Genomic DNA, 26,982 nt, shown 5'->3' with positions numbered 1-26,982 from the left:
AATGCATCTCGGGACAACTCCAGTTGCTATTATAGATAACATCTATCTATAATATATCCTTTCATGCCATGACAAACAACATTAATTTGCAATAAAACCTAACTGGCCCTCCCGTTTTGCAATTCCCACTTAAACTGTTGTTCCACCAGCTTTCGGTAAAGCGGATGATCTCTGAGCAGCTGTTCGTGGTTGCCCATCCCTGTCACCCTTCCTTTTTCCAGAACCAAAATCTGGTCAGCATCAACCACAGTGGATAAACGGTGCGCGATGACGAGCGTGGTCCGCCCCTTCATCAGATTTTGCAGTGCTTCCTGAACCACTTTCTCCGAAGTGGAATCCAAAGCCGATGTCGCTTCGTCCAGCATCAGGATTTTGGGATCATGCAGAATCGCCCGGGCAATGGCAATCCGCTGTCGCTGCCCTCCGGATAACATGATCCCCCGTTCGCCTACTTCTGTATCAAACCCGTTGGGCAACTGCCTGATGAACTCATCCGCATAAGCAAGTTCGGCCGCTCTTTCCAGCTCTTCATCCGAAACTTCGCGATCCATCCCATAACAGATATTTTCCCGTATCGTTCCTGCCAAAAGCGGACTTTCCTGGGATACATAACTGATCTCACTGCGCCATTGCCGGAGCCCGAATTCGGAAAGCGGCGTATCGCCGAGGCGGATTGCTCCTTCTGTCGGCTGATAGAACCGCTCCAACAGCGCAAAGAGCGTTGTTTTCCCACTTCCGCTCGGACCGACAATCGCCGTGATCTTGCCGGGATGAATGGTAAAACTCACACCGTGAATAAACGTTTCATGGTCTGGATAAGCAAATTTGACCTGATCAAAATGGATCGGCTGGGACAGATCAATCTTTTTGTTCCCGGAGTTCACTTCTTCCTGCTCATGATCCAAAATTTGCATCAACCGTTCGGTGGCCCCCATCGCTTTTTGCACACTGGTAACAAAGCGGGTCATCATGGTGAGCGGCATGATGATTTGGAACAAATACAGAATAAAGGCGACCAGGTCTCCCGCACTCAAAGCACCAGATGCAACGCGATATCCCCCATAACCGATGATCACGACGAGCATGAACATCATCACAAAGGACATCATCGGCTGCAGGACCGCCGTCCATTTTGCCTCTTTCAGGCTGACTTGAAACAGATGATCAATTTTTTGTTCTCCGTTTTTCTTTTCCACCTGCTCAGCCACATACGCTTTAACCAGGCGAATTTCCGAAACAACCTGTGTGAGCAGGCTGGTGAAACTGGCCATCTCCCCTTGCAAACTCTTGGAAATCGAATACATTTTCCTCCCGATCGGCCGCATAATGAAAAAAATGATCGGGACAGAAGTAAGCATGACCAGCGTCATTGACCAATCCAGATAGAGCAAAACCACTAATGAGCCGATCAGAGAGATGACTCCGGTAAAAATCGAAACCAACTCCACACTGATTAAATTTTTGATCACGGCTGTGTCGTTATTGATGCGGCTCACTGTTTCCCCGGACTGATGATGATCAAAATAGGAAACAGGAAGTACCAAAGTTTTATTCCACAGGCGTTTACGCAGATTGGCGACCACTTTTTCCCCGAGGAAAGCCAGAAAATAGGTGGAAAAACCGGCTGAAGCCGCCTGAATGATAAAAGATCCGAGCAGAAGCAGGATCGTTTTCAGATCCAATGATTTGACTGTCATCACATCAATGATATTTTTGGTGAACCATGGCACGACCAGGCTGGCAATGGTTGAAACCAGACTCAATCCCAAGATAAGAACGACTAAAAATTTGGGTAATGCGCGTAGATCGACCAAATCGATAAACTGCTTTAATGTTACTTTCACAGCGGGTCTTGTTTGTTCCATCCATAAACCTCCAAACTAGATTTCATAACCGCAAGGAATCGTGACGATCATTTTTGTTCCCTCACCGAGTCTGCTCTCGACCTCGATTTTTCCGCCGTGCATATCGATGATTTTTTTCACAATGGCCAGACCGAGACCGCTGCCCCCGACGGAACGATTCCGGGATTTGTCAGCTTTATAAAACCGATCAAATATATGCGCCTGGTCTTCCTCGGCAATGCCGATTCCCGTGTCAGCGAGGATCACCTCGGCAAATTTTCCTTTTTGCCGCAATTGAATCTTGATACAACCACCTTCCGGAGTGAATTTAATACTGTTGCTGATCAGATTCACCCACAGTTGATTCATCAAATCTTCATCCGCCACGATGCGGAGCTCATCAAGGGATATATCCATCTCCATTGACTTTTCTTCCCATTGCGGTTCCAATGAGAGAATGACCTGCCTCAGTTGCTTGTCCAAACGATATGGTTTGGGATCAAACGGATGATTTGCTGACTCCAGCGAGGTCAGTTTGAGCAAGTTCTCGCTTAATTTGGATAACCGGGTGCTTTCCTTTTCAATAATTTTGAGATAACGCCAGCGTGCTTCCGGACTGAGCTGATCGTTTTGCAGGGCATTGGCAAAGCCGCGGATTGAAGTGAGCGGGGATTGAATTTCGTGCGAGACATTGGAAATGAACTCTTGCCTCATCTGTTCCATCCGGTTGAGTTCCTCTGCCATATGGTTAATGCTGTCAAAGATCTTCCCAAACGGATGATTTTGTTCCGTCAGTTTTTGTGCATTCAGTTTGACTCGGAAGTTGCCTTTGGCGATCTGCCGCAAAGCGTCGGTCATCGTGTTTAATACGTCAGATCGCTTCGAATTTTTAGTCCTGCCAATCAAAAATACGGTCAATCCGAAAATCAAAAAGGCAAGCGTTTCACTCAGAATGTATCGGATGAAGTCACCGGGCTGCGGGATAAAACCAAAGAGACCGAAAGTGATTGCATAAGCGACGGATGAACATAAGAGGATCAGCATCCATACTTTCGCGATATTAGAGACGATTCGCCACCTGCTCATGAATCATCCTCCAACCGATAGCCCAATCCCCGAACCGTCCGGATTCTGAACAAAGATTCTTCTTCGGGAAACCGTTCCCGCAGCCGCTTGATATGAACATCAACGGTTCGCTCATCGCCCATGAAATCGTATCCCCAGATTTCTTCGATCAGCTGATCTCTGGAAAACGTTTTTCCCGGATAACTGGCCAGCTTAAAAAGGAGTTCGAATTCTTTCAAGGGAAGAACCATACTGCGGCCATCCATAACCACTTCATAAGTTTTGCGATTAAGAAGCATTTTCCCAACCTGGACGGTTTGTGAGATATTAATTTGATACCGTCTGAGGAGCGCCTTTACTCTTACCACCAATTCAAGCGGTTCAAACGGCTTTACCAGGTAATCATCCGTTCCCAACTCAAACCCTTTTACCTTTTGCGATGTTTCCCCTTTGGCGGTAAGCATCAGCAAAGGAATATCATAATGCTCTCTCAGTTCCCTGCACAATTCCCATCCATCCATGTTTGGCATCATGACATCCAGAATCACCAAGTCTACTTTTACGGATTCCAGCAGTTTGAGCGCTTCGCACCCGTCCGCTGCTTCATAAAGGGAAAAACCCTCATTACTTAAAAAAAGTTTAATCAGTTCCCGAATGTGAGGATCATCATCCACGATTAAAATTTTGATCATCCTTAATCCATCACCTTCTTGGTTTTGCTGGACACTAAGAGGATATATCAAGTTTATGAACTCAATATGAATGGACTTGAGGAGAAGTTTTCTGATATTGCTTTGATTCGATTTGTGAAGCAAACAAATTTGCGGTTATTTTCATGTTTGGCAAATTGACTTAATCAAGGCGAGAACCCTTGCTTGCTCAAATAGATTTGGTCGTTTGAGAATACTTTTTTCAGCCTGTCATATACGATGCGATATGCTGAAGGATCATACCATTCTTCCAAACCCAATTCTTTGTACACTGAAAAAATCCCCAATTTCCCGGTTCGCTTCCCTCCGCTGCCGTCTCCCATGAAATAATCATCCACACAGACACGATCGACCAATCGCAACTTTTCCGGAAACTCCTCGCTGCTGGGCAACACCGGAGCAATTGTCGCCTGGGTCGGTACGCCTGCATCGGATAAAAGACGCAGCGTCTTTAACCTGGCGCTGATCGGCGGGGCATCGGGCGTAAAATGTTTACGCATATCTTCCCTGTCTGTTTCAATGGTCATGCTGATTCGGACTCTGTCTTTTAAAAGAAGAAATAAATCAATATCTCTGCGTACCAAAGGGCTCCTGGTCTGCACAAACAAAAAATCCGGTTTATTTTCCACCATTACTTCCAACAAGGATCTCGTTACTCTCTCCTTGTACTCGATCGGCTGATAAGGGTCTGTGCTGGATGACATAAAAATGGTCACTTTTCCTTGTTTCTTGGCCCTCTTAAGCTCTTTGTGCAGTAAGTCTGCAGCATTTTTCTTGATGTCCACCCAGCTTCCCCATTCCTCTTTACGGAACAACGAAACAGGCATTTGACGCACATAACAGTAGGAACAGCCAAATGCACAACCAGTATACGGATTGAGAGAATAACTATAATCCGAAAGAAACCCTGTTCCTTTATTCAAAAGCCTTTTTGGGTATTTGTAAAAAAAATCACTCTTCATACCGAATCCTCCATATAACGGAAACAGCGTTTATTTGTATACACTCACACTCATGCGTTCCCGCGGATTGATGATCACCTCTACACAGTATAACCCGGATCACGGCCGAAAGGGTCCGATCTTTACTTCTGAAGCTATATCAGGACAGCTTCGATGCGACCTTATTCTTCGCCCTTTCGGACTTCACTCCCCATTGCGCTTCGGGCCAATTCCTCATTCACAAAAAGCATGATTCCTTTTTTTGGTATGTAGACAGCCTGATTTATCACCTTCAAGAATAAGTTCCGATAATGTAAGATTATCGGAACTTATTTTATGTAAGGTGCTGCACAGGACAGAAGGGAAAATTCATCCGCCGTCTTCGAAATCAGAAAATACACTCTTAAAGCAAACCAAATGATCTGAACTGGAGAACATTGCGCTCAATCGAAAACAAATATCACGATCCAATAAAAAAACCGCCCGAGCAGGCGGTATTGTTATCCAAAAGCCTCAATGTAGCGAAAAAGCATCTGAAAGGAACCACCGCTACAGAGCATTCCCCTGTCCGCTTCAACCAATAAGAGCTTTGACGGAATCGGGGCAATTCTCACGGTCGGGCTGTTGAACAGTCCATTCCTCATCCAAATTAAAAATACTCCATGTCAGGCATTTAAAAGATAACGGATGAATAATCCGGCGATTACTCCGACCACAACAGAAGGAAGAAACATTTTAAATATCTTCATTGCCACGAAAGTAATAAAACAGGCGACCAGAACCGGAAGAGAAATGACGATCCGCCCATCCGTCGGCACGAAGATTTGTTTGATGATCAGGGCCGAAATAATTCCGACAGGAACATAATGAAAATATGAACGCAAAGCAGGACTCATCTTTCGCCCGGCCATCAATTCGAGCCCGATGATGCGCGAAAGATAAGTGGAAGCCGCCAGCAAACCGATTAAAAGCCAGTTTCTAATCATGCCGGAACCTCCTCTTCACATAAAGACCGATAAGCGGTGATAAAACGCCCGTCAGGATGAGTGTAAAATTGTTACCGGGAAAAAAATATTCAAGCACAACGGCAATGACAGCCGCGGAGAGTGCCGTTGCAATGACCGGATTTTCCTTGAGACCGGGGATGAGAAGAGCCATAAAGGTGACCGGAAATGCCAGGTCCAATCCCCATTGCTGCGGATCCATCCGGTTTCCGATCAAAGCCCCGCTGAGCGAAGAAATGATCCAAGCCAAATACAAAGTGCCTGTCACAATCGCATAATACAACGGGTCAGGTCCGTATCTTTTAAACCTGGCGCTCCCTAAAACAAACGGTTCATCTGTAACTCCAAATGATAATAACCATCTCCACTTCCCGGCAGGCGCAATTCCCTGGGCCAAGGCGGCACCATAGAGCAAATTGCGCAGATTTAACAAAACGGTGGTAAAAAGAATATTGGTCAGATTTGCATCCGCCGCCAACATTGCCACGGTAACCATTTGGACAGACCCGGAAAAAACCAGCAGGGACATTCCCACGGTCTCCGCCAAACCGAATTTGGCTTGTGAAGCGAGTACACCATAAGATAAACCGTAGGCGGCAATGGCGATTGCTAATGGCAAAGCTTCAATCAAACCGGATCTTACGCTCTTTTTTTCATCCACTTTGCACACATCCCTTTCTCTTTTTTAAGGATGTAAACGAAAAACCAAAAGTATATTATAATTAACTTATAGTTTATTATAATATATAAAAGGATAAAATACCTTGTTTTTTAATCAAAGGAGGAAAAAATGGACATCGAAAGTCCGTGGGAAGAAGGATCCGTGGGAAAGCGCATCGGCGCAAATCTGCGGCAATTACGAATCAACAGGGGGATCAGCCTGGAAGCTTTGGCCAAGCAAATCAATGTCAGCAAATTAACATTGATCAAAATCGAACGCGGCGAAGGGAACCCTACCCTGTCCGTCATCTGGAAAATCGCAAACGGCCTGAATATCCCGATTACCGCGCTGTTGTCGATTGAAGCGGATGTCTCCATCGCCCGCAAAAAGGACGGACTGAAGCTGAGCAGCTCAAACGAGGTGTTTGTCGCTGAACCATTGTTTTCTTCTTATGGCTCGTTTGAACTTTATCGGGGTTACTTGCAGCCGGGAGGGGAATATCTGTCGGAAGCGCACCGGCCAGGGGTGATGGAATTTGTAACCGTTATGTCCGGCCGGTTAACGGTCGAAGTGGACCGGGAAACTTACTGCTTGGATGAGTACGATTCCATTCGTTTTAAAGGAGATCGTCCCCATAAATATATCAATCCATCCTCTGCGTTGACGATCCTTCACTTTGTCATTTCCTATACTCATCCCTAGAGGAACGAAGAGGCTTTCGCTCTTTGCCAACAGCCTCCATCCCTTCATTCAGGAGATCTGAAACGGTTTTTCCCTCGTCTATTTCTTGGCGGACAGAGGGAAACCATCATCTCCCTTCCTTTTTGCTCATCAACAGGAACGGTTTATGCATTGTTTTGCGTATACGTAGTTGGTTTGTATAACAAACCAATTTGTATAAAAAATCAATTTCCTTCTCTTGAATAATCACCTATGACATTGTGATCCATCTCCCCCTCCTTGCGAAAGGATGTATTTCTCATACTTACTCATTTTGCTTCTTTTCTATCTTTGCTCGTATAAAATTCGCTATAATGATTTTGTAGGTGATTCATGTGAAAACAATCGAATACTTTTTGGAATTACGTCTACAACTCAAAGATATTAAAGAATATCAATCGTTCTATATGAGCATCAGCGAATTGGCAGATTTGCTTTATTGCACCCCGCGCAATGCAAAGCGATTGTTAAAAAGCATGGAGAATGAAGGACTCATCTATTGGAAACCGGGCGGAGGACGGGGAAATCGGTCCAAACTGCAATTCAGGCGATCCTTAAACGATATTTTGCCTTTCTATGTTCAATGTTTGGTTGGACAGGGAAAATTCAAAGAGGCGATCCGCTGGATCAAAAGCGAAGGGGTTCCCCGCGAAGCCCGCGAGCAATGTTATCGGTTGTTGTTGAAGGAGTTAAGTTTTCCTCATATTCAGGTCAATGAATTAAACCAACTGAAAAAAAATCCGTCTCAATCATTCACCCCGACCATGATTGCCACCACAACCGGCAGATGGCTGCTGATCGATCGTGAACATTCACATAAGGGAAAATCGCAGAAAATGAAATTGAAATAGCTTCATAACAGATCCCCTCCTTCCGGGATGAACCGTACAGGAGGGGATCTGGTTATTTTGCCACGTCTTCTTTTCCTTTAATAAGAGGAGCGATCCGGTCGATGCGATTAGTCCAAATCCATCCATTATAGTCCGGCGGGATTCGCTTTAAATCCCCTGCCGTATCAAATCCTCGGGAGAAATCTCCGCTCCCCGCGACAAGGATCACCCGGGTTCCGGCCTGATCCATCCGGTCGAGAAAACGGGTGGGCCATCCCCACAACAACGGGGCAAACTTCTCCGGGATATGCAATTCCGTCTTTTCGCACGCTTCCGGTACCACCCCTGTCCAGCCGATCGCCAAATAGCGCAAAAGGCATCCCTTTTCCGTCGCCTTGGACATAACCCGCATATCGGGCAGCTTTTTCTTGAGCGCTGCGATCGGTTCGTCACCACCATATACCGCCAACTGCTCACGTCTTTCAACCGGCAGTTTGGCCAGGTGGTCGGCCAGCTGAATCCCCTCTGTCGGGTCATTGCTTTTCACATCGATCAAAAACATCCGGTTCGGAAATGCCTCCAACACTTCCTCGAGCGATGGCATAAGACCAACGCCTTTGCCCCGGAATGGGTAGGTTTTGCCACCGTCAGCCGTGTAGCCGTATCCGATATCCAGGGACTTCAACTCTTTCATCGTATGGTCGCGGGTCACCCCGGTTCCGTTGGTGCGACAGTCAAGGGTCCAGTCGTGAAAGATGGCAAACTGACCATCCTTCGTCGGTTGCACGTCAAATTCAACCATATCGGCTCCCTTGTTAAAAGCGGCCCGCATCGAAGCTATCGTGTTTTCCAGATAGGGATGTTCCGGCGGGTAAATGCGCTGTGCGGTACAAGTGTCATTTGTCAGTCCGGTCATGTTAAAAGTTTGGGCCAACCCCCGGTGCGCAAGAAGATGCGGCTGCCCGGCGGGCGCTTTTGCAAACAGCGAGCTGTTGTTAACATAAATGAAAATGAGAATCGCGAAGCAGATCCAAAAACTTTTTCGTTTCAGCACTTTTTTAGCAAATTTCCCTAACCTGTTAGATCCTCTCATATTCCCCTCCACTATCCGATAAGAGCGATTCAACATCGATTGTATCAGGGAATCACGTTTAAAAAAGGTTCCTTTTCCTTCGTGTTTGTCCCCGTTTTGGCAAAAATTAAAAAAGGATGTTCATCCCTGCTTAAGGAGCCGGTCTATATCGTGAAGGGATCATTTTATCTCAATATTATTTTTTGGATAAAATAGTGTATTGCTCGATATCTTTAACAATTCGATTGATGGATTGATGCCAAAAGTCCGGCCGGGAAAGCTTTATATGAAAGTGATCGTCAGCTAATTCTTCTATGGGTTTTGTTCCTGATTCTTTTAGAAAATACGTAAACTTTTGGGCAAATTGCTTTCCTTCTTTCTTTGCTGTTTCCAGAAGACCTACACTGAACAAATAACCAAAAGTATAAGGATAGTTGTAGAAAGGTACATCTGTTCTGTAAAACTGTATTGCTTTTATCCATTGAAAAGGCTGATATTGACTGAGACTGCCTCCAAAAGCTTCCTTCTGAGCTTCCATCGACAATTCCTCAATTTGACTGGCACTCAAGGGCCCAGATTTCCTTTTTTCATAGAAACGGGTTTCAAACAAATAAGCTCCCCTGACGGCCATCAGGTAATTGATACTCCTTTGCATTTTCCAATTGAGCAAGGATTTTTTCGTTTTTCGATCTTTTGACTCCCGGATCACGGTATCCACCAAAGCCAATTCAAAGAAAATGGAAGAGGTTTCGGCAATCGTCATTGGAAATTGGTCTTCCAGCAAGAATAAGGAGAGGCGGTCTTCCAGTTGACGATAATGCCAAGCGTGTCCCAGTTCATGAGCCAGAATCCGAACGCTCTCCATATTACTGTCATAGCGAAGGGAAATACGGGATTCCTTATCACTGATAAATGGAGCACAGAATCCATTTGAGGGCTTGTGCTTAAACGGTACGGCGTCCACCCACCCGTTGGCAAGGGCATATTGGGCAAAGTCACCCATATCCGGACTCAGATCGTTTAACGCTTGAATGATCCATTCTACCCCACTGGGGAAAGGAATGGATTCCTGATGATCGTCGGGGGATAGCGTCATCAGTTGGTGCCATGAGAGTTGACTTTCTCCGGATTCGGATGCTTTCAAACCGAGATATGGAATAAGCTGAGGAAGATATCCATCAATTGCTTTCCACATTGCATCCAGCGTGGACCGGGCAATGCGATTTGATTTTAATGATTCTTCCAACAAATCTTTTTTGGCGGAACCGCAGAGTGTCAATCGAAAGCCGGCAATATGATTCAACACGGACGCAAATAACCCGGAATCCCGTTCCAAGGTTTGCGTAAGCGATTTGAACAGTCGTTCGCGCTGATATGGATCTGGATCGTTTAAGGCAATTCGATTCGCCTCACCGATTTTTTTTGATTTGCCTCGTCATGGACTGTGACTTCCAGTTTGTTCCGAAGCTGGATATACAAATCCTCCCATGCTTTCAACCCATCCACGGCAAGCTCCGCTGCAAAATCCTCCAAGACTCGGTAAGGGGAATTTCTTGTCTCGCGAAGTGCGGAAATTTCTGAAATAAAAGGGCGAATGGCAGGTTGATGAATCAGTTGTTCGAACTGATCATCGCTCATGGAGGCGAGACGGTGCCCCAAATCAGACAATAGGGTACGTATTCTGACTTTCAGAGAGGAGACACGGCTTTGTAATGAGGTAAGAATGGGATGTCCAGGGGTTTCAGCAGAAAGGCAATAATAAAATGAGTCTGCTTTTTCAATCTGTCTGACTGATTGAGATAAAAACAGAAGTTGGTCTTCATTGATCAAGTCAAAATCAGCGGATGATGTTTGAAAACGGTCGCTTAAACAAGTCAATGCAACCTCTAATTCCTTCAATTCTTTGGAAAGTGTGACTTCGATTTCTCCAGGATACAGGGAGTGGAGATCCCAGCGTGTTGGTCCGTCTGCCATCGGTTTCAATATGCAAATCCCTCCTTAAGTCCTGACTTTAAAGGCTACCTGTTTTAATATTCAGACATCCTCCCTTCAAATCTTATTTTTATATGAATTCATCACATTCATCAATCTTTCAGCTGCATGATCGCCAAAACATAACTCCAAATTTGCTTTTGATTCAGCAGCTGCTTCAGATGAATAAGCAAACATTTTTTCCTCATATATTTCGATTGCTTTTGAAACATTGTTTTGATTATCCATAATCGCTAACGCTAAATGATAAGCATCAAACATCGCCAGATTGACGCCTTCACCGGCAAACGGAGACATTAAGTGTGCAGCATCTCCAATCAGCGTGATCCTTGGATGGCGTTGCCATTTAAATCCGACTGGTAACATATAAATTCGCCGGGGAATTATTGTATCTTCTGCATAACGAATATAATTTTTCAATTGTTCATCCCAGTCGCCAAATAAGTCCAAAATGGCCTCTTTTGCTTTTTTCGGTTTGTTAAAAGGAATACCGCAACGGTCCAACCAATCCCGATTCACTTTCAGGCCAACATACACCTTAATCGTACCATTTCCGTTTAACTGACCAATAATGCCTTTTCCTTCATCAAGAGCAAATACTGTACCACGTTTATGAAATGACGCCAAATCAGGATGGTTCACAGCTGCGTTTACCACATTCATTTCCAACATCGTAAGACCTGAATAAGAAATATCCTCAGAAGCCAGTATTGGCCGCACCCGGGAAAATGCACCGTCTGCACCGATCACCAAATCTGCAATCTCAATCTGTCCGTTTTCAAAATGCAATTCGGTTTTGCCATTTTCCAATGGGATGCATTTATCAAGTTTATATCCATATTGAATGCACTCTTTATCTAACGCATTTAATAGTAATGCACATAATTCCCCCCGATCTATTTCCGGCCTGGCCCCATATTCTTCATCTGCATCCTCATCCAAATAAATCTTTCCTGTTTTATCAAACAAACGAAAGTCTTCACCCTCAAAACGGGCTTTGCTCAGAAATTGTTCATATACACCTGCTTCTTTTAAAACTAACTGCCCAGTATCTTCGTGAATATCCAAAGATCCACCTCTCTCCATATTTTTATCATCGGGTTCACGTTCATAAATAGTCGCTTTTATTCCGTTACGCTGTAAAATCAGGGCTAACATCAAGCCGCCCGGACCGCCACCGATGATCGCAATTGACTTATCTTGCAATGTCATGATCCAAAACTCCTTTCCAAAAAAATTAGTTAACCTTATAAAATAATAAGAGCACCTAATTTGTTTTGTCAATGAATAAATTCCTATTATTCAGGATACTGGATAAACAGATGGGTATAAACTTTCTGGTCAATGTTTTTTAAAATCCCCTGATAAATTCTCCGCTGAAACGATTTTTCCCCATACCATTCCTAACTTCAGGTCAAATCTTTTAACTGCAAAACTTGATAAAGTGATCCCAATCATTGTCACTCATATAAAAACCATCTGCTCTTTTCTCATATTTAATGCCCTTTTCATCCATACATTTTACATTCGGCGAAAGATCACCATGATTTTTTCGTGGTTCTGTCGATGAACAGCCAACCATAACAAGCATTAAGAGAGATAAAGTGGAGATGGACATGAAAGGTTTCTCATCCTAATTCCTCCCTTCAAGGATATCTTATACTAATACAAACAATAATACTAATCAAAATTTTTATTATACATAATAATTCTCTGAACGAGAAGTGAATGATTCTTTTTTCGGTACGGTGACCCCTGTTTTTATATTCGGATCACCCCGACATCGAATATAATATATAAACGCTGATAGAGAAAGGAGCGGTCCCATGCCGGCGACTTTAAAAACCGTTCTGGTTGGAAAGACAAAAACCTTTCTTTTTCCTCCTGAGGGAAAACCGTGGCACAGCGCAATTAACAAAACAGAAACAGAAGGTGCCGTCTGGCTTGGAAAGACCAAACTTGAGGGGGATGATCAAGCGGATTTGAAGCATCATGGCGGACCGGAAAAGGCAGTACTGGGTTATGCTGACTCCCATTATCCCCTTTGGCGGCAGGAATTGAACCTCAGCGATTTTACCTACGGCGCATTTGGCGAAAATTTTGTCATCACTGATCAAACGGAAGAAACCGTATGCATCGGAGATATCTATCAAATCGGAAAGGCCATCTTGCAGATTTCCCAACCGCGTATTCCATGTTGGAAACCTGCCCGCCTTTGGGGGATCGATGACCTGACCAAGCGGATGGAAACAACCGGGCGGACCGGCTGGTATTTTCGCGTTCTGCAGGAAGGGGAGGTTCAAGCCGGGGAACAAGTGAGATTGCTTGATCGCCCCCACTCCGAATGGACAGTCTCCAAATGCAATGATCTTCTCCACCATAAGAAAGGTGATCAGAAAGCGTTCCTGGAGCTGGCTGCTTGTCCCGCATTGGCTGAAAGTTGGAGGAACATGTTAACCAAGCTGGCCGCGCGCATGTGACTTCTGCCTTTACCGGAGACGGGCCTTTTTTCACGGTCCGTTATTCATGAACCAGATGTTGGTTTATATTCATCTGAATCAAAATCAGTTCGTGATCAGGGGATAATTCAAAAATGTTCATTCCGGTATTATCCTGGCTGAGACGGCGATAGTTGCTCAGCGGCATCCCCAACATACCGGCGAGATAAATACGGTTAAACGAACTGTGAGCAACCACCAAAACTGTATCATCCGGATGCTTTTGCGCAAGTTCGGCAAAAAAGGACCTGCCCCGCTCCAATACCTCACAGGCTGTTTCCCCGGTACGACCTGCCCTGAATACTGCCGGGTTCAGGCACCACATTTCCCAGGATTCAGGGTCGGTCTTTGTAAACTCCGGCCGCGTTTTCCCTTCCCACTCTCCGAAATCCACCTCAACGATTCGCTCATCGCTCCGAACCGGAAGATCATGGTGCCGGGCGATGATTTCGGCAGTCGCACGCGCGCGTTTTAAAGTGGAGGCATAAGCGGCCGTAAAAGGAACCCCTTGCAAATACTCACTCACCCATTCGGCTTGTCTTTTTCCTGTCGCGGATAAATTGAGATCCGTCCGCCCGCAGTACCGGTTACCGTCATGATTCCATTCTGTCTCTCCATGCCTCAGCAAATAGACTCTGGTCAATCCGTTCCCTCCCACCGAAACATCCTTTTGATCGATAAAAGCATGGTAAGTAACGTATTTGAAGCAACATGGCTCGCGCCGCGGCAGTATAAATTGCAGCAACCTCTTCCCCCGATAAATTCTCGATATCCCGCAGGCATAACGTTCAATAAACGCGACTCCTTCCAGCTTAGCAGCAAAAGACACGGAAGCAGAAAGGGGGTCAATCCGAAAAGGAAACATATCCACTGTTTACCTTGCCCCCGGCATCCAACAGCCTCCCGGATGCCGATGATTATAAAGGTGACCGTGCCAAACGTCAATCTTTTGGCCGGTCACCCTTTTTACGACCAAGGTTGCGACAGTCATCGCATTTCCTTCTCCGGGATGGATCGCACCACGAGGTATTCGGGCAGCTTAGGGGATACTGCTCCAATCCGTGATATGACGCACTACCGTTTGGATCTGTGCTTGTATTTGACAACCGGCCACTTCTCCTTCCGCAGCGCGTTCATCAACTCCGGCCCTGCATGCAAGTTGTCCTCTACCAGATCCCATGGAGTCAGCGCCATCCACTGGTTCAGCGACACATCAGCAAAACGGTCACTTTTGAACATCTCCAAAAACCACAGGCTTTGATCACCGGTGTTCTGGATGTAGTGCCCGAATGCAAACGGTACGTATCCGACATCACCAGCCCGGTAATCGAAAGTGCGGGCCGTGCCATTGGCCGCGAATACCGTCATGCGTGCTGTTCCTGCGATGTAATACTGCCATTCGTCGTTATTCGGATGCCAATGCATTTCCCGCATTCCTCCCGGCTTGACTTCCACCAGAGCAGCCGCGATCCGGAGTGAAATGAGGAAGTTGGTGGAATCAGCTATGCGCACGGTTCCTCCCGGCGTTACGATTGGCTTCTGCGCGAGCAGCCGGTGTGTGAAGCTTATCGGAACTGTCCCATATGGACTTGATACCTTCTCCCTTTCCAATGGGCCGGGCACTTTTGACTGGAATATGTAACGCTGCTTCTTCGGAATATGGGCAAATGCCCTTTTCGGCACACCGAAATTTGCCGCCAGCACGTCCTTCGGTGTGTGCGCAAACCAATCGGAGATGGTGAACGTATCGAGGTCTGAGAAGTTGCCGTCATCAAAGACGAGCAGAAACTCGCATCCTTCCTCCAGCCCTTGAATCGAGTGTGGAATTCCGGGGGGGAAAGTACCACAAATCACCCATACCGACATCGGCTATGAAATTCCGACCGTTCTGATCAACCGCAGTGATCCGCGCACGACCCCAAAGCACGAAAGCCCACTCCGCTTGTTTATGCCAATGCAACTCCCGTACCCCGCCCGGCGTCAGATACATGTTCACCCCTGCGAGCGTCGTTGCGACCGGCAACCCTCTGGCTGTTATTTGCCGGGACCAGCCGCCATGATCCAACACCATATTGGTGTCGGAAAAAGAAAACTTCAAGTTAGGGATCGTCCCGGCATCCGTGGACGGTGGAACGAGCATGTCAGGATTCTCAAGGTCGCGCATCACATCTCGCGGGCCTAAATCAACCCCACCGGCGCCATCTTTTCGGATAGGCTGTGGAGCATAAATATATGGGTAATTCTCAGGTCGTCTCACCATGAAAACTCCCCCCTTTATTTATTTAATAATTCTTATAAATTAATCTATTATGTAAATTCGCAAATATGTGGAACAGGGGTTTGATTGGATACGCATTCGGCCAAAAAGTTCAGGGGGGATCATAATCTAGCAAAACACTTTCGCTGCATGGAAATAATACGGGCCCAGACTGGCTCCATTTGGGCTTTCATCACATATGTTGGTACAAAAAATGAGGAGCAAGGAGGATCTCCATATTTTTTCATATTAAGGAACTACAGTATGAAGCGAAGCCGGAACGTCCCGATCCGGTCTACGCCAAAAAATTGCAGGAAATTCTGGGCGGACAATTTGGTGAGATTACTGTCGCCATGCAATATTTGTTTCAGGGATGGAACTGTCGCTGCAAAACCAAATCGAAATACCGGGACCTGCTCTTGGATACAGGAACAGAAGAACTGGCGCATGTGGAAATGATCGCCACGATGATTGCGCGCTTGTTGGATAAAGCTCCGGTCAAAGAACAGGAAGAAGCCGCCAAAAATCCGGTGATCGAAGCAGCTATGGGTGGAATGAACCCGCAACATGTCATCGTCTCCGGTTTGGGCGCCTCCCCCACCGACAGCGTCGGTTATCCGTGGAATGCCCGCTACACCATCGCCAGCGGGAATCTGCTCGCCGATTTCCGGGCCAATCTCAACGCGGAATCTCAAGGCCGGTGTTTTATTCTTCAAAATAAAAAATCAAAACGAAATTCAGGATTTGTCGGGATCTCTTTTGATTTGGTGAATATATCGTTTCCAGTCTCCGCTTTTTACATATAATTCCTCCGAGACTCCCCGATTCCAAAGATAAACCCAGGCGATCGCTTTTTCTCCGTTTTGCAAATTCACTTCCCTTAATCGCCGTAAATAGAGACTGCCTTCTTCATCATCCTCCTGATAATCCTCCAGCCAATCCAAATCTTTCAATACATCCCAATAGTACTCTTCTTTAATCACCATCAATTCCCCCTGAATCGTATCCTCTCCCTCAATCACGCACGGATAACTTAATTCCGTATTTACACTGTACATCTTTCCTTTCATCGCAGCCGGTATTTCGCTTGCCGTTTTATTTTGCAGAATCCGTTTATAATTTTCCAAGCCGGGACGTAATGTTCCGTAAACAAAAACAGGGATCTTTGTCATCTCATCTTTGCTCTTCATCTCATCATCTCCTTCATCACCATTACTCTACCAGACCGGCAAAAAAGAAAAAACCGGCTCCCCGATCCGAGGGTTGACGCCGGTTAAGATTCCAAACCAAGTGAGACTGAACCTATATTTTTTTTGCCTCTGTTACCTTTGCCCCATTTTCTCCGCTATAGTTTTGCTTGTATTCAACCAAGCCGATTTCGCATCCTTCCCCAATGATGACATTATTTCCCCGCACCACATCGGCCTTGATATTTTCGAGATCGAGATCATCCCCTTCAATCACTTCCGCTTTCAGGGTGTCATCAGCCAAAAGGAACAGCGACTTGATCAAGCGGTTAAAACGGGAACCGCCTTTCCTCACGCTGATCTTTTCTCCACCGATCTCCTTCGCACGGCAGGTCCCGTACAGCTTCACATCAATTGTGCCGGCGTTTAATAATCTGCCGATCGTAAAAATTCCGGAGGCCTCAAAAACTTCAGCTTCACAATCTTTCTCCACATCGATCGACCCTTTCAGCTTCAATTCCTCCACACTCAGGCAACCGTTCACTTTGGCAGCACCGGATATTTTCAAGGTTTTGCATTTCAGGTCATCGCTGCTGGTTGTACCCTGGATATGAATTTCCTCAGAGTCCAACCTTCCCGAGAATTCTGCTGTTCCATTAATCGTTACTTTCTTTGCCTTTACATTCCCATCCACTTTCAGTGCACCGTTAACTTTTAAATGGCTGCACTCCAAATCTCCTGCAATCTTGCCCGTCCCACTGATTTTCACGTGATCAAACGTTCCTCCGGAAGCACTCCCGCTCCCGGAGATCACCAGGTCTCTCATCTTATCCCGTTCCACTCTGCATCCCCCGTTCTATTCCATCCTTAATCTCAATTCTTCCAAGAGATCAGCCAAACTCAAGCGCAGCAGAACATTCACTTCGGGATCAAAAAAGATCTCCGTTGCCCCCGCCAAAATAAACGCCGAAACCCCCATTTTGCGAATAAAAACGAGTTCTCCGTTTTTCCCTTTCAAGCCGCCGGCATGCAGAACCAAAGTTTTAAGCAGCAATTTCCCTTCTTCCAAGCTTATTTGCCCGCTTTGCAACGCCTTTTCCAGCACAAACAACTGAAAGATTTGATCAAAAGTGAAAACATTCTTCTCCCCGTTCTGCTCCGTAAAAATCCGGACAACCAACTCCGAAACAATGTTTCGTTTCAAACATTCTTCTTTTGACAGCGTAACTTGTTTAAGATCAGGCATAAAATGGCGGGCGATTTCATCCAGCGAAAGGTCATCCTTCATGCTTTTGATTTTGTTGATCCGCCCCAGGATCTTTTCACGTGGAAAAAATGTTTCCTGTCCGGTATAAGTAGATTTGCGGATAAACCAATCTTCCGGAATCAGATTTTTTCGTTTCCAACGGTATAGCTGGCCGTACGAAATCCCGGTCATCTCGAGCAGTTCCTTTTTGGAAATCAACTCTTGCTCCATCGCGAACACCCCCTCCGCTTTTATTGTAACATAACACTGTTACGTTGGAGAAGAGGTTTTTCATCTTTAAAAAACCTGATGCGGACGACGATAACCCTCTCGACAGGGGCTGCTCCACGATCCAGGCCCTTCATGAATCTGAAAAAAGTGAATCAGGAACAAAGCGTGACCGCCCTCGCAAGTGCAACCATTTTTTGCTATTCTGGAAGAAACCACGCTTGATTTACTAATCCGGACGGGGCTTTCCTTGGCGCCCGATTCTGATGGGGGATGCGAATGGACAAAATCATTTTCCTGGTAAATCCAAACGCCGGAAACAAAGAACTGATCACAAATGTCGATGCAGTATCCCGGCGCTTTCAAGAGATCGCCGATAAAATCGAGATTTGTCATACTTCCAGGCCGGGGGACAGTGCGAGAATTATCGGTGAACAGGGGGCATGTGCGGATCTCGTAATTGCTGTTGGCGGGGACGGAACCGTTCATGAATGCGTCAATGCGCTGGCAAAGTTAAGGAATCCGCCTTTATTCGCCATGCTGCCCGGCGGCACTTGCAACGACTTCGCCAGAACACTGGGCATCTCCCAGGACTACCGGGAAGCGGTTGAACAGATCATCCATTTAAAAGAGCGGAAAGTCGATATCGGAAAACACGGAGACCGCTATTTTCTCAACTTTTGGGGAATCGGACTCATCACGCAGGTCTCCGAAGAGATCCGCGGTGATTTAAAAGAGAAGTTCGGGCGCCTTTCCTACTATCTCAGCGCCGTGCAAACACTGAATCATCAGGAAGCGTTTGAACTGGATATCGAAGCGGATACTGCCGCTTTTAAAGGAAAAGCAACGATGGTGCTGGTTGGAAACGGCTCTTTTATCGGAGGGGTAAATGCTTACTTCCCGCAGAGCAGCGTCACCGACGGCTGGCTCGATGTCCTGATTTTCAAGGAGGTTTCCTTCAGTTCTTTCTGGTCGATGCTCACATCTTACCTGACTACGGAAGAGCCGGAAGGAAAAGATCTGGTTTATTTTCACGCCAAAAAAGTCCGTGTAAAAACGACTCCCCCATTGAAAGTGGACTGTGACGGCGAAAAAAACAGTTATACCCCTGTAACCCTCTCCATCTTGCCCGGCCATCTGCGGATGGTGGTCGGGGATGACAAGGCCCTGAATGAGCGAAAAGGGTACCAGGATCCGTAAACCGTTAAAAAGACACGTCACTTTTGCTTTGCAACCGGCCACCATTTATTGATCATAATCGGGATAATGGTTCCACCCAACCCAAGCCCGAACGCGATCGCTCCCGAAATCAAAAAGGTTTGCGACGCCGATTGAATCGCGGCAATGTAATTGCTTTCCACCAGTTGTCTCATGGTGTGATAGGCGATCCCCCCGGGCACAAGAGGAATAATCCCGGAAACATTAAAGGCGAGAACCGGCATCCGGTAAATCCGGGCGAGACATTGGCTGATCGCTGTTACCGCAAACGAGGCCACTACCGTGGCAAAAACCTGGGCCAAATGGTTCCGGCTCGATAATCCCATATAAAGCACCCAACCGATCGCCCCGATCAGCCCGCCGGGAACCAACGCTTTTTTAGGAGCATTGAAAAGGATGCCAAAGCCTGCTGAAGCCATGAAACTGACTAAGAACGCAACGATCATTCAACATATCCCTTCCTTTTTCACTGCTTACCAGACGGCAATCACCACTGCAATGCCGGTTCCGATCGCAAACGCGGTTAAAAAAGCTTCAGCTCCCCTCAGCATTCCCGAAGACAAATGGCCTTTCATGAGATCACTGACGGCATCGGTGATCAGCACCCCCGGAACAAAGGGCATGACCGAGCCGATGATAATGCGGTCAACCTCTTTTCCCAATCCGAACAAAACCGCCAGTTTCGCAACCACCCCAATGAGGCAGGACGCCAGAAGTTCGGAGAAAAATCGAACAGAAACAAATCGCTTTGAAAACAAAAAAAGAAAATAACCGAGTCCCCCATCGATAAAAGCCGGCAAAAAATCCTTCCAGCTCCCCTGAAACATCAGGGTAAAACAACCGCTCACCAACGCGGCTGCCGTGATTCTCATACCGGGCGGGTAGGGCGACGAATCCCGTTCCATCTGTTTCAATTTCTCTTTCGCTTCTTCCAATGTACAAAATTCCCGGCTCACTTTTCGTGACAGATCGTTAACGAGGGTAACCCTGTGCAAATCGGTCGACCGTTTCGTTATCCGAACCAATTTGGTGTAATCCTCCGCTTGTCCCGGTTTCCTCATCGAAAGGATAATCACCGTTGGAGCCACAAAAACCTCAATCGATTCAATCCCGCCGCTCGATGCCAATCTTGCGATCGTATCTTCCACCCGATAGGTTTCCGCTCCGCTTTCCAGCAGCAACTTTCCCGCCAGCAAACAGATCTCCATCATTTCGCTTATGGAATGAGCGTGTTTCATTCGTAATCCCGCTTTCTCCCCTTTTGGTAGGATCGTTTTTCCGTTTATTGGAATCAAGTAAAGGCTCTTGCCTTGAAAGCAGGAGCCTTTCGCTCTTTTCCCGCATCCGGATCCGTTCCATCACCAACTGGCCTTTTTGACACCGGGAATTTGCCCTTTATAAGCCAATTCACGGAAGCAGATGCGGCAGAGCCCGAACTTGCGCAATACCGAATGCGGTCGTCCGCAACGTTTGCAACGCGTATAGGCGCGAACTTTGAATTTCGGTTGACGCTCGGACTTCACAATCATTGATTTTTTCGCCAACAGATTCCCTCCTTTTTTACGGAAATCAACGTGGTGATCCATCCGTATTTTGGAAAAGCCTTGTTTTATTATGTGATACAACCAAAAAATTAAAAGGAACCCTCTGTAAAAAGGCTCCTTTTAAAATATCCTCGCAGTTCAGCACTTCATCCCGTGCGCTGGGGATGGGCGCTTTCATCGATCACCTGCCATGAACCAGACTCAAAGCATAGCGCTTTTCCCGTTCCAGCAGCCCTTGTTTCACTTTTTCCCATTCCTGATTGGTAATTGAATACAACACGGCGTTTCGGATATATCCATTGTGTAGGATACGTTCATTGCGCAAAATGCCCTCTTTAACGGCACCCAGACGCTCGATCGCCGCTTGAGACCGCAGATTGCGCTCATCGGTCTTCAGCTGAACCCGGATCAATCCCAGTTCTTCAAAGCAAAATTGCAACAGCAAAAACTTGGCTTCGGAATTGACAAACGTTCTCTGATACTCCACTCCGTACCAAGTCGATCCCAGTTCGCAGCATCGTTGCTTTCCGTTCATGTTAAAAAGCCTGGTCGCTCCGGCCACCTGGTTTGTATCCTTGATGATGACGACAAACGGTAAGGCCGTCTTTTCCAGGCGCAGTCGGATCGCTTCTGCCACCCAGTCTTCCATCTCTTTTTCCGTCCTTATCTCGGTCAGCGTATAGGTCCAGATCGACGGGTCGTTGATTTTGAAAAGCGGCTTTACATGCTCGAATTCCATCGGGACAAGCCGGATTCTTTTCCCTTCCAAAACAGGCGGATTTTCAAAGAGTGTGTCATTCATATTGTACGGCCCCTTCTATTCTTTCAGATAGGTGAATCGAACAATGTCCGAGGATCTCCCCGTCCCACTTCAGTTGCAACTCATCCCCGTTTTTAACTGCTCCCACGCCGGCCGGGGTTCCCGTATAGATGAGATCGCCGGGCCCGATGCCGAAATGGTCGGCGCAAAATGAAATGATTGTATCCAGGTCGAAAATCATGTCGCTGAGGCTGCCGCGCTGAACTTCTTCGCCATTTTTAATCAGGGAGAAAGAGCGGGCTTTGCACACTTCCGTCCCGGGAAATTCCCGAAACTCCGTGATGACGGCAGAGTTGGGAAATCCTTTGGCCAGAAGCCAGGGATGGCCTTTCTTTTTCAATTCGCTCTGTACATCGCGCAAGGTAAAATCGATGCCGAGGGCAAAACGATCCACCACATCCTCCGCTTTCATTCCCGTTTCGTACGGTTTGGCGATCTGAATGACAAACTCTGTTTCATAATGAATTTCCCCGCGGTCACCGGGCAAATCGATCACCTGCCCCCGGGCTTGGATAAGCGCATGAGTCGGTTTGGAAAAAATCATCGGAGATTTGGGAACCTCATTGCCCAGTTCCGCTGCATGCAAAACATAATTGCGGCCAACACAGTAAATATTGCGAATCGATTCCATTACCGGGACCTCTTTTCTTCTGTCATCTTTATTAAAAAAAGCAGGACTTCCCGCTTCATCTATTTTGATCAAGCGGGAAGGGTTTTCACTCAGTGTTGCTTAAAGCGCTTTGACCATTCCGCCGTCAACGAGCAGAGCCTGGCCGGTAATATAGGTATTGGCGAAGGAACCGAGGAAAGCTACGGCCCTGCCGAATTCTTCAGGCAGTCCATACCGGCCGAGCGGGATTTGTCCGCTCATTTCCGCTTTCACTTCGTCAACGGATTTCCCGCTTGCTTCGGCTTTGGCCTGATCCAATTCGGCTACGCGGTCTGTGGCGATCCGTCCGGGAGCAACTGTATTGACCAAAATTTGATCCTTGGCCAGTTCCACCGACAAACTCTTCGTCAGGGCATTTACCCCGGCACGGATCGTATTGGACAAAATCAGCCCCTGGATCGGCTGTTTGATGGAGGTCGAAGTGATCGTAACAATCCTTCCGCCTCCCTTGGCCCGCATATAAGGCAAGCTGGTCCGAATGAGCCGGATCGCGCTGAGCAAATTGAGTTCAAATGCCCCCATCCATGCCTCATCGGCAAAGTCGTCAAACGTCCCTCCCGGAGGACCACCGGCATTGGTCACAAGCACATCCAGACCGTTTCCGGCCTCCGCTGCCGTCTTCACCGCCCGCTCGATATCTTCTTCCCGCGTCACATCCATTTGTACTACAGTCACTTTTTGCCCTGTCGCCAATTCAATTTCCCCCGCCGCCCGCTTCAGTTCTTCCAGGTTGCGGCTCGCGATGGTCACCTTGGCACCTTCCCGCGCAAACTCAAGTGCACTTGCCTTCCCCAGTCCTTTGCTTGCTGCTGTAACCAGAACTGATTTTCCCTTTAATCCCAAATCCATTGCTTCATTCCTCCTTCTCTTTCTAATCATAGAATGAAAAGTTATCTTCCTGCCACTCACTTATTCCCCCGTGCAGGCTTCATGGAGCAAGTCGGCGAGATGGACTGCTTTCATCCGGTTTTCCAAACCGGCCCTCCTGATCCCCAGACGCATCTGCAGCAAACAACCCGGATTGGAAGTGACCAAAATCTCCGCATCGGTTTCTCTGACCGCCTCCATTTTCCGGTCGAGCACCTTCATGGAAGTCTCATATTGGATCAAATTGTAAATACCGGCTGAACCGCAACATTCCCCGGCTCCGCATAGTTCAACCACTTCGGCCCCCGGAAGGGAGTGAAGTAACTTTCGGGGAGCGGAAATAACATTTTGTACATTTCTGAGATGGCAGGAGTCCTGATAGGTAATACGACAGGAAATCTTCTTCTTAAAGGGGAGCGGCCCGCATTCCTCCAACAGCGTACTGAGATCCCGGCACTTTGCGGCAAAGGCCTGCGCTCTTTTCGCCCATTCCGGCTCATCCGACAGCAAGTGGTGATACTCGGCCAGCATTGCTCCGCATCCTCCCGCATTGGTAACCACCCAATCGGCACCGGACCTTTCAAACGCTTCGATGTTGCGTTTGGCCAGCTTCTTGGCCTGACTGATTTTACCTGCATGAGCATGAAGCGCCCCGCAACAGGTTTGCCCTTTGGGCAGAATGGTTTCGCATCCGACTGCGGCTAACAATTCGATACTCTTTCGGTTCGTCTCAAAAAAGAGCGAGTCCATGATACAACCCGTAAAAAAAGCAACACGGGCTTTTTTCCCCTTGCGTGGAGCGAGCCTCTCTTTCCTTCCAAAAAAAGAGAGAGGAAAGGGGGCCGCAGGCAACGCCGCAGCAAACTCCCCCAAATGGTATGGCAAGAACCGGCTGAACCCCAAGACTTCAACCAATCTGGCAAACCCCGTCTTTTGGTAAAACCACAGTATCCCGCTCAGTGCTTTTAAACGGCCGGGATATGGAAACAACCACTGAAAAATGAGTTTCTCCAACCAGCGGAACAGCGGCGTTTCCGCTTTTTTCTCCTGTTTGGCCCCGTGAATCGCCTGTTTGGCGCCTTCCAAAATTACGCCGTACTTCACTTCCGCCGGACAGGCCACTTCGCAGGCACGACAGCCCAGACACAGGTCAATCGGCCCGGCCAGATGCTGCAACACATCGATTTTCCCCTCCGCCGCCGCTTTTACCAAGGCGATCCTGCCGCGGGGTGAGGCTGATTCTTTTTCCAACACCTTGTATGTCGGGCAAACCGGAAGGCAATACCCGCACTTGACACACTTGAATGTCTCATCATGAGGAAGGAGCTTTTGCCATTCATTCACTCGGTCAACACCACCCGCGTTTGACCCGGCTGCGGAAAGATTTTAAACGGATTCAAAATATTGTTCGGATCCCATGCCTGTTTGATGCGGCGCATCATATCCAGACCGGCGGGACCGAGCTCCATCTCCATAAAGGCAGGCTTCATGGTTCCGATGCCGTGCTCTCCCGACAAGGTTCCGCCCAATTCCACCGCGGCTTTGAAAATCTCTGCAACAGCTTCTTCAACCCGCTTCATCTCATCCCGATCCCTGCTGTCGGCAATAATATTGGGATGCAAATTTCCATCTCCCGCATGCCCGAACACGACCAGATGGAGCTGGTACTTTTCCCTGATTTGCCTGAGCCGCTCCAGCATCTCCGGAATTTTGCTGCGCGGCACCGTCGCATCCTCGGAGATTTTCGTCGGTTTTACCTGACTGATTGCCGGAGATACCAGCTTTCTCGCTTTCCAAAGTTCCGCCCGTTCCGCTTCATCCGCGGCCAGCCGCACCTCCCTGGCTGCATATTGCCGGCAAATTTGCGCTGCTTTTCGGATTTCCTCGTCAACCGCCGCCGGGTGCCCGTCCACTTCCAGCAGAAGAATTGCTGCTGCATCAAGCGGCAACCCCGACGGTTGATAGTTTTCCACGGCCCGGATCGAGGCTTGATCCATCATCTCCAGCTTTGCCGGAAGGATGCCGTTTTTCAGGATACCGCTGATGGCCCGCCCGGAATCGACAATCTCATCAAAAATGGCCATCAGCGCTTTACGGGCCGGAGGTTTGGGAATAAGGCGGAGAACCGCTTTGGTAATGATGCCGAGCGTTCCTTCCGAACCGACGATCAAGGAGGTGAGATCATATCCGGTTACATTTTTGACCGTCATCCCTCCGGTGCGGATGATCTCTCCCTGCGGAGTAACCACTTCCAGCCCGATAACATAATGCTTGGTCACCCCGTATTTGAGCCCGTGGGGGCCCCCGGAATTTTCGGCCAGGTTCCCACCGATTGTCGAAACGTTGGAACTGCTGGGGTCGGGCGGGTAGAAGAGCCCTGCTTTCTCCGCTTCCCTTTGCAGTTCTGCCGTCGTAATCCCCGGCTCGACGAAGGCGATTAAATTGTCCCGGTCAATCCTGAGCAATTTATTCATCCGCGTCATCGCCAGGACGATCCCGCCGGCCACGGGAAGAGGGCCGCCGCTGAGGGAAGTCCCTCCTCCCCTCGGCGTCACGGGAATTTGTTCCCGGTTGGCCAGCTTCATAATTTCCGCGATTTCCGTCGCGCTTTGCGGAAAGACGACAACATCCGGAAGATAGGTTCCAAAAGACGCATCAAACGCATAGGTGTAACGCTCATCGAGCGAAAGCAAAACTCGCTCCTCATCCGTGATGCGAATCAGCTCCTTTACAATACTTGGATCCAACCCCATCTCCTCTCCCCTCCTTCCTGCTTCCACCAAACGAAGAACCTGCCGCTTCACCCAGGCCAAAATCCTTCCACACTTGTCATATAATCAGATGTCTATTTAGTAATTTTCTATTAATAAAGCGATAATCCTATCTGTTTTTAATATTTTTTGTCCTCCGCTCAATTAAAATAGAAGTAATTTCCCCATTCGTTACGAATATATATTTGAACAGCATTAAAAGGAGGAAGTTGCATGAACAGGCTGATAAAGCTGATTTTACTCTCCGTTTTTGTAACCGGAACCATTTTCATGACCTCCATTGCCGGCGCTCATGCTGCAACAGGGGCACAAATGAAAGCCTTGTCGGAAAGCCCGAAACAGGTTGTCGCCAAAACGGTTAAGCTGGCTTCTCACGGAAAAACCATCAACAGTGAAAGATTTGGCATCGGTTCAAAAGGAACTTGCATTCAAAAGGTTTGGGGACAGCCTGATCAAGGCTCAGATGAAGCATATCTTTACTACAATGATCGAAAAATATCTTTTCAACTCGAAAACAACCGGGTCACCTGGATTACTTCTTTTGATCAAAGACTGGAGAACATCACGGTCACCGACGTAGAAGAAACAGCCGGAAAACCTGAGCAGGTCGTTTACGGGGAGGACGGGATTTACTTTCAATACAAAGAAGGAAAATATCAACTTGAATTCGTATTTTATTATGATGAAAACAATAAACCCGGAACATTCAAAGAAATTTACGTTCATAAAAAATAAATGATGTTGGCCAAACCGCCCCATTGGAAAACCGGGCGGTTTTTGTCTACGAGAGCCATACTCCGCTTCCGATTTCGATTGCCGTTAACGGAAAAGCCCATT

At 47.4% G+C, this 26,982-nt stretch carries 27 protein-coding genes and 2 pseudogenes; 6 read left to right on the top strand and 23 right to left on the bottom strand.

Annotated features, from left to right (window positions below):
• Positions 1-98: 98 nt before the first annotated feature.
• From I8U19_RS15020 to I8U19_RS14995, 6 genes are all read right to left on the bottom strand, one after another.
• Positions 99-1,865, bottom strand: coding sequence for an ABC transporter ATP-binding protein (locus tag I8U19_RS15020; protein ID WP_198056396.1), 1,767 nt, complete (start codon positions 1,863-1,865; stop codon positions 99-101).
• Between the two features lie 15 nt (positions 1,866-1,880).
• A complete protein-coding gene (locus I8U19_RS15015) occupies positions 1,881-2,930 on the bottom strand; it encodes a sensor histidine kinase (RefSeq protein ID WP_081944018.1) in 1,050 nt (349 codons plus the stop codon).
• A complete protein-coding gene (locus tag I8U19_RS15010; protein ID WP_033102268.1) occupies positions 2,927-3,601 on the bottom strand; it encodes a response regulator transcription factor in 675 nt (224 codons plus the stop codon). Before I8U19_RS15010 ends, I8U19_RS15015 begins: the two co-directional genes overlap by 4 nt.
• A gap of 164 nt (positions 3,602-3,765) precedes the next feature.
• Positions 3,766-4,581 (bottom strand): SPL family radical SAM protein, encoded by an 816-nt coding sequence (locus I8U19_RS15005; protein ID WP_033102269.1) that lies wholly within the window; start codon positions 4,579-4,581, stop codon positions 3,766-3,768.
• 644 nt (positions 4,582-5,225) lie between these two features.
• Positions 5,226-5,546, bottom strand: coding sequence for an AzlD domain-containing protein (locus tag I8U19_RS15000; RefSeq protein ID WP_198056395.1), 321 nt, complete (start codon positions 5,544-5,546; stop codon positions 5,226-5,228).
• Positions 5,539-6,225, bottom strand: a complete 687-nt coding sequence (locus I8U19_RS14995) for an AzlC family ABC transporter permease (RefSeq protein ID WP_198056394.1) — start codon at positions 6,223-6,225, stop codon at positions 5,539-5,541. The genes I8U19_RS15000 and I8U19_RS14995 overlap by 8 nt, the downstream gene beginning before the upstream one ends.
• A gap of 129 nt (positions 6,226-6,354) precedes the next feature.
• On the opposite strand from I8U19_RS14995, the gene I8U19_RS14990 reads away from it, so the two are divergent.
• Together I8U19_RS14990 and I8U19_RS14985 are read left to right on the top strand one after the other, a co-directional pair.
• Positions 6,355-6,927: a helix-turn-helix domain-containing protein gene (locus I8U19_RS14990; RefSeq protein WP_181735456.1), complete on the top strand. Its 573-nt coding sequence runs from the start codon at positions 6,355-6,357 to the stop codon at positions 6,925-6,927.
• 353 nt (positions 6,928-7,280) lie between these two features.
• Positions 7,281-7,796 carry an SgrR family transcriptional regulator gene (locus tag I8U19_RS14985; RefSeq protein ID WP_033102271.1) on the top strand — a complete coding sequence of 172 codons (516 nt, stop codon included), beginning with the start codon at positions 7,281-7,283 and terminating at the stop codon, positions 7,794-7,796.
• Positions 7,797-7,848: 52 nt separating this feature from the next.
• On the opposite strand, the gene I8U19_RS14980 is transcribed toward I8U19_RS14985, so the two are convergent.
• From I8U19_RS14980 to I8U19_RS14965, 4 genes are all read right to left on the bottom strand, one after another.
• Positions 7,849-8,868, bottom strand: a complete 1,020-nt coding sequence (locus I8U19_RS14980) for a glycerophosphodiester phosphodiesterase family protein (protein WP_198056393.1) — start codon at positions 8,866-8,868, stop codon at positions 7,849-7,851.
• A 175-nt stretch (positions 8,869-9,043) separates the two neighbouring features.
• Positions 9,044-10,153: a M3 family metallopeptidase gene (locus I8U19_RS14975; RefSeq protein ID WP_198056392.1), complete on the bottom strand. Its 1,110-nt coding sequence runs from the start codon at positions 10,151-10,153 to the stop codon at positions 9,044-9,046.
• A gap of 83 nt (positions 10,154-10,236) precedes the next feature.
• Positions 10,237-10,830: a gluzincin family metallopeptidase gene (locus tag I8U19_RS14970; RefSeq protein WP_198056391.1), complete on the bottom strand. Its 594-nt coding sequence runs from the start codon at positions 10,828-10,830 to the stop codon at positions 10,237-10,239.
• A gap of 66 nt (positions 10,831-10,896) precedes the next feature.
• Positions 10,897-12,051, bottom strand: a complete 1,155-nt coding sequence (locus I8U19_RS14965; protein WP_198056390.1) for an FAD-dependent oxidoreductase — start codon at positions 12,049-12,051, stop codon at positions 10,897-10,899.
• Positions 12,052-12,665: 614 nt separating this feature from the next.
• On the opposite strand from I8U19_RS14965, the gene I8U19_RS14960 reads away from it, so the two are divergent.
• Positions 12,666-13,319, top strand: a complete 654-nt coding sequence (locus I8U19_RS14960; protein WP_198056389.1) for an MOSC domain-containing protein — start codon at positions 12,666-12,668, stop codon at positions 13,317-13,319.
• Positions 13,320-13,359: 40 nt separating this feature from the next.
• On the opposite strand, the gene I8U19_RS14955 is transcribed toward I8U19_RS14960, so the two are convergent.
• Both I8U19_RS14955 and I8U19_RS14950 read right to left on the bottom strand, forming a co-directional pair.
• A complete protein-coding gene (locus I8U19_RS14955) occupies positions 13,360-13,980 on the bottom strand; it encodes a histidine phosphatase family protein (RefSeq protein WP_033102312.1) in 621 nt (206 codons plus the stop codon).
• 431 nt (positions 13,981-14,411) lie between these two features.
• Positions 14,412-15,597 (bottom strand): annotated as a pseudogene (locus tag I8U19_RS14950) (oxalate decarboxylase family bicupin).
• 233 nt (positions 15,598-15,830) lie between these two features.
• Between I8U19_RS14950 and I8U19_RS14945 the strand changes: the two are divergent.
• Positions 15,831-16,295, top strand: a pseudogene (locus I8U19_RS14945) (manganese catalase family protein); the annotation flags it as partial.
• Positions 16,296-16,331: 36 nt separating this feature from the next.
• Here the strand turns inward: I8U19_RS14945 and I8U19_RS14940 are convergent.
• The 3 genes from I8U19_RS14940 to I8U19_RS14930 all read right to left on the bottom strand — a co-directional run bounded on the left by I8U19_RS14940 (position 16,332) and on the right by I8U19_RS14930 (position 18,258).
• Entirely contained in the window at positions 16,332-16,784 is a 453-nt protein-coding gene (locus I8U19_RS14940; protein WP_198056388.1) for a gamma-glutamylcyclotransferase family protein, read from the bottom strand.
• A 112-nt stretch (positions 16,785-16,896) separates the two neighbouring features.
• A complete protein-coding gene (locus I8U19_RS14935; RefSeq protein WP_198056387.1) occupies positions 16,897-17,622 on the bottom strand; it encodes a polymer-forming cytoskeletal protein in 726 nt (241 codons plus the stop codon).
• A 15-nt stretch (positions 17,623-17,637) separates the two neighbouring features.
• Positions 17,638-18,258 carry a YhbD family protein gene (locus I8U19_RS14930; RefSeq protein ID WP_033102275.1) on the bottom strand — a complete coding sequence of 207 codons (621 nt, stop codon included), beginning with the start codon at positions 18,256-18,258 and terminating at the stop codon, positions 17,638-17,640.
• Positions 18,259-18,534: 276 nt separating this feature from the next.
• On the opposite strand from I8U19_RS14930, the gene I8U19_RS14925 reads away from it, so the two are divergent.
• Positions 18,535-19,455, top strand: coding sequence for a diacylglycerol/lipid kinase family protein (locus tag I8U19_RS14925; protein ID WP_198056386.1), 921 nt, complete (start codon positions 18,535-18,537; stop codon positions 19,453-19,455).
• Positions 19,456-19,472: 17 nt separating this feature from the next.
• Here the strand turns inward: I8U19_RS14925 and I8U19_RS14920 are convergent, their stop codons facing one another.
• The 8 genes from I8U19_RS14920 to I8U19_RS14885 all read right to left on the bottom strand — a co-directional run bounded on the left by I8U19_RS14920 (position 19,473) and on the right by I8U19_RS14885 (position 26,127).
• On the bottom strand, positions 19,473-19,919 hold the full coding sequence (locus I8U19_RS14920; protein WP_033102276.1) for a threonine/serine exporter family protein: 447 nt from the start codon (positions 19,917-19,919) through the stop codon (positions 19,473-19,475).
• 27 nt (positions 19,920-19,946) lie between these two features.
• Positions 19,947-20,711 (bottom strand): threonine/serine exporter family protein, encoded by a 765-nt coding sequence (locus I8U19_RS14915; RefSeq protein WP_198056385.1) that lies wholly within the window; start codon positions 20,709-20,711, stop codon positions 19,947-19,949.
• Between the two features lie 120 nt (positions 20,712-20,831).
• Positions 20,832-21,017 (bottom strand): type Z 30S ribosomal protein S14, encoded by a 186-nt coding sequence (locus I8U19_RS14910; RefSeq protein ID WP_033102278.1) that lies wholly within the window; start codon positions 21,015-21,017, stop codon positions 20,832-20,834.
• Positions 21,018-21,198: 181 nt separating this feature from the next.
• Positions 21,199-21,819 (bottom strand): GNAT family N-acetyltransferase, encoded by a 621-nt coding sequence (locus I8U19_RS14905; protein ID WP_198056384.1) that lies wholly within the window; start codon positions 21,817-21,819, stop codon positions 21,199-21,201.
• Positions 21,812-22,468, bottom strand: a complete 657-nt coding sequence (locus I8U19_RS14900; RefSeq protein WP_033102279.1) for a fumarylacetoacetate hydrolase family protein — start codon at positions 22,466-22,468, stop codon at positions 21,812-21,814. Before I8U19_RS14900 ends, I8U19_RS14905 begins: the two co-directional genes overlap by 8 nt.
• A 99-nt stretch (positions 22,469-22,567) precedes the next feature.
• Positions 22,568-23,356 carry an SDR family oxidoreductase gene (locus I8U19_RS14895; protein ID WP_033102280.1) on the bottom strand — a complete coding sequence of 263 codons (789 nt, stop codon included), beginning with the start codon at positions 23,354-23,356 and terminating at the stop codon, positions 22,568-22,570.
• A 60-nt stretch (positions 23,357-23,416) separates the two neighbouring features.
• On the bottom strand, positions 23,417-24,718 hold the full coding sequence (locus tag I8U19_RS14890) for a (Fe-S)-binding protein (protein WP_198056383.1): 1,302 nt from the start codon (positions 24,716-24,718) through the stop codon (positions 23,417-23,419).
• Positions 24,715-26,127 carry an FAD-binding oxidoreductase gene (locus tag I8U19_RS14885; protein WP_198056382.1) on the bottom strand — a complete coding sequence of 471 codons (1,413 nt, stop codon included), beginning with the start codon at positions 26,125-26,127 and terminating at the stop codon, positions 24,715-24,717. The genes I8U19_RS14890 and I8U19_RS14885 overlap by 4 nt, the downstream gene beginning before the upstream one ends.
• A gap of 231 nt (positions 26,128-26,358) precedes the next feature.
• Here I8U19_RS14885 and I8U19_RS14880 point away from each other — a divergent pair, with 231 nt between their 5' ends.
• Complete coding sequence (locus I8U19_RS14880; protein ID WP_033102283.1) at positions 26,359-26,880, top strand: DUF4309 domain-containing protein; 522 nt, start codon at positions 26,359-26,361, stop codon at positions 26,878-26,880.
• Positions 26,881-26,982 lie beyond the last annotated feature (102 nt).

The organism is Thermoactinomyces sp. CICC 10523 (assembly GCF_016055105.1).
In the GTDB taxonomy this organism is placed as follows: domain Bacteria; phylum Bacillota; class Bacilli; order Thermoactinomycetales; family Thermoactinomycetaceae; genus Thermoactinomyces_A; species Thermoactinomyces_A daqus.
This window is presented reverse-complemented; position numbering and strand designations above follow the sequence as displayed.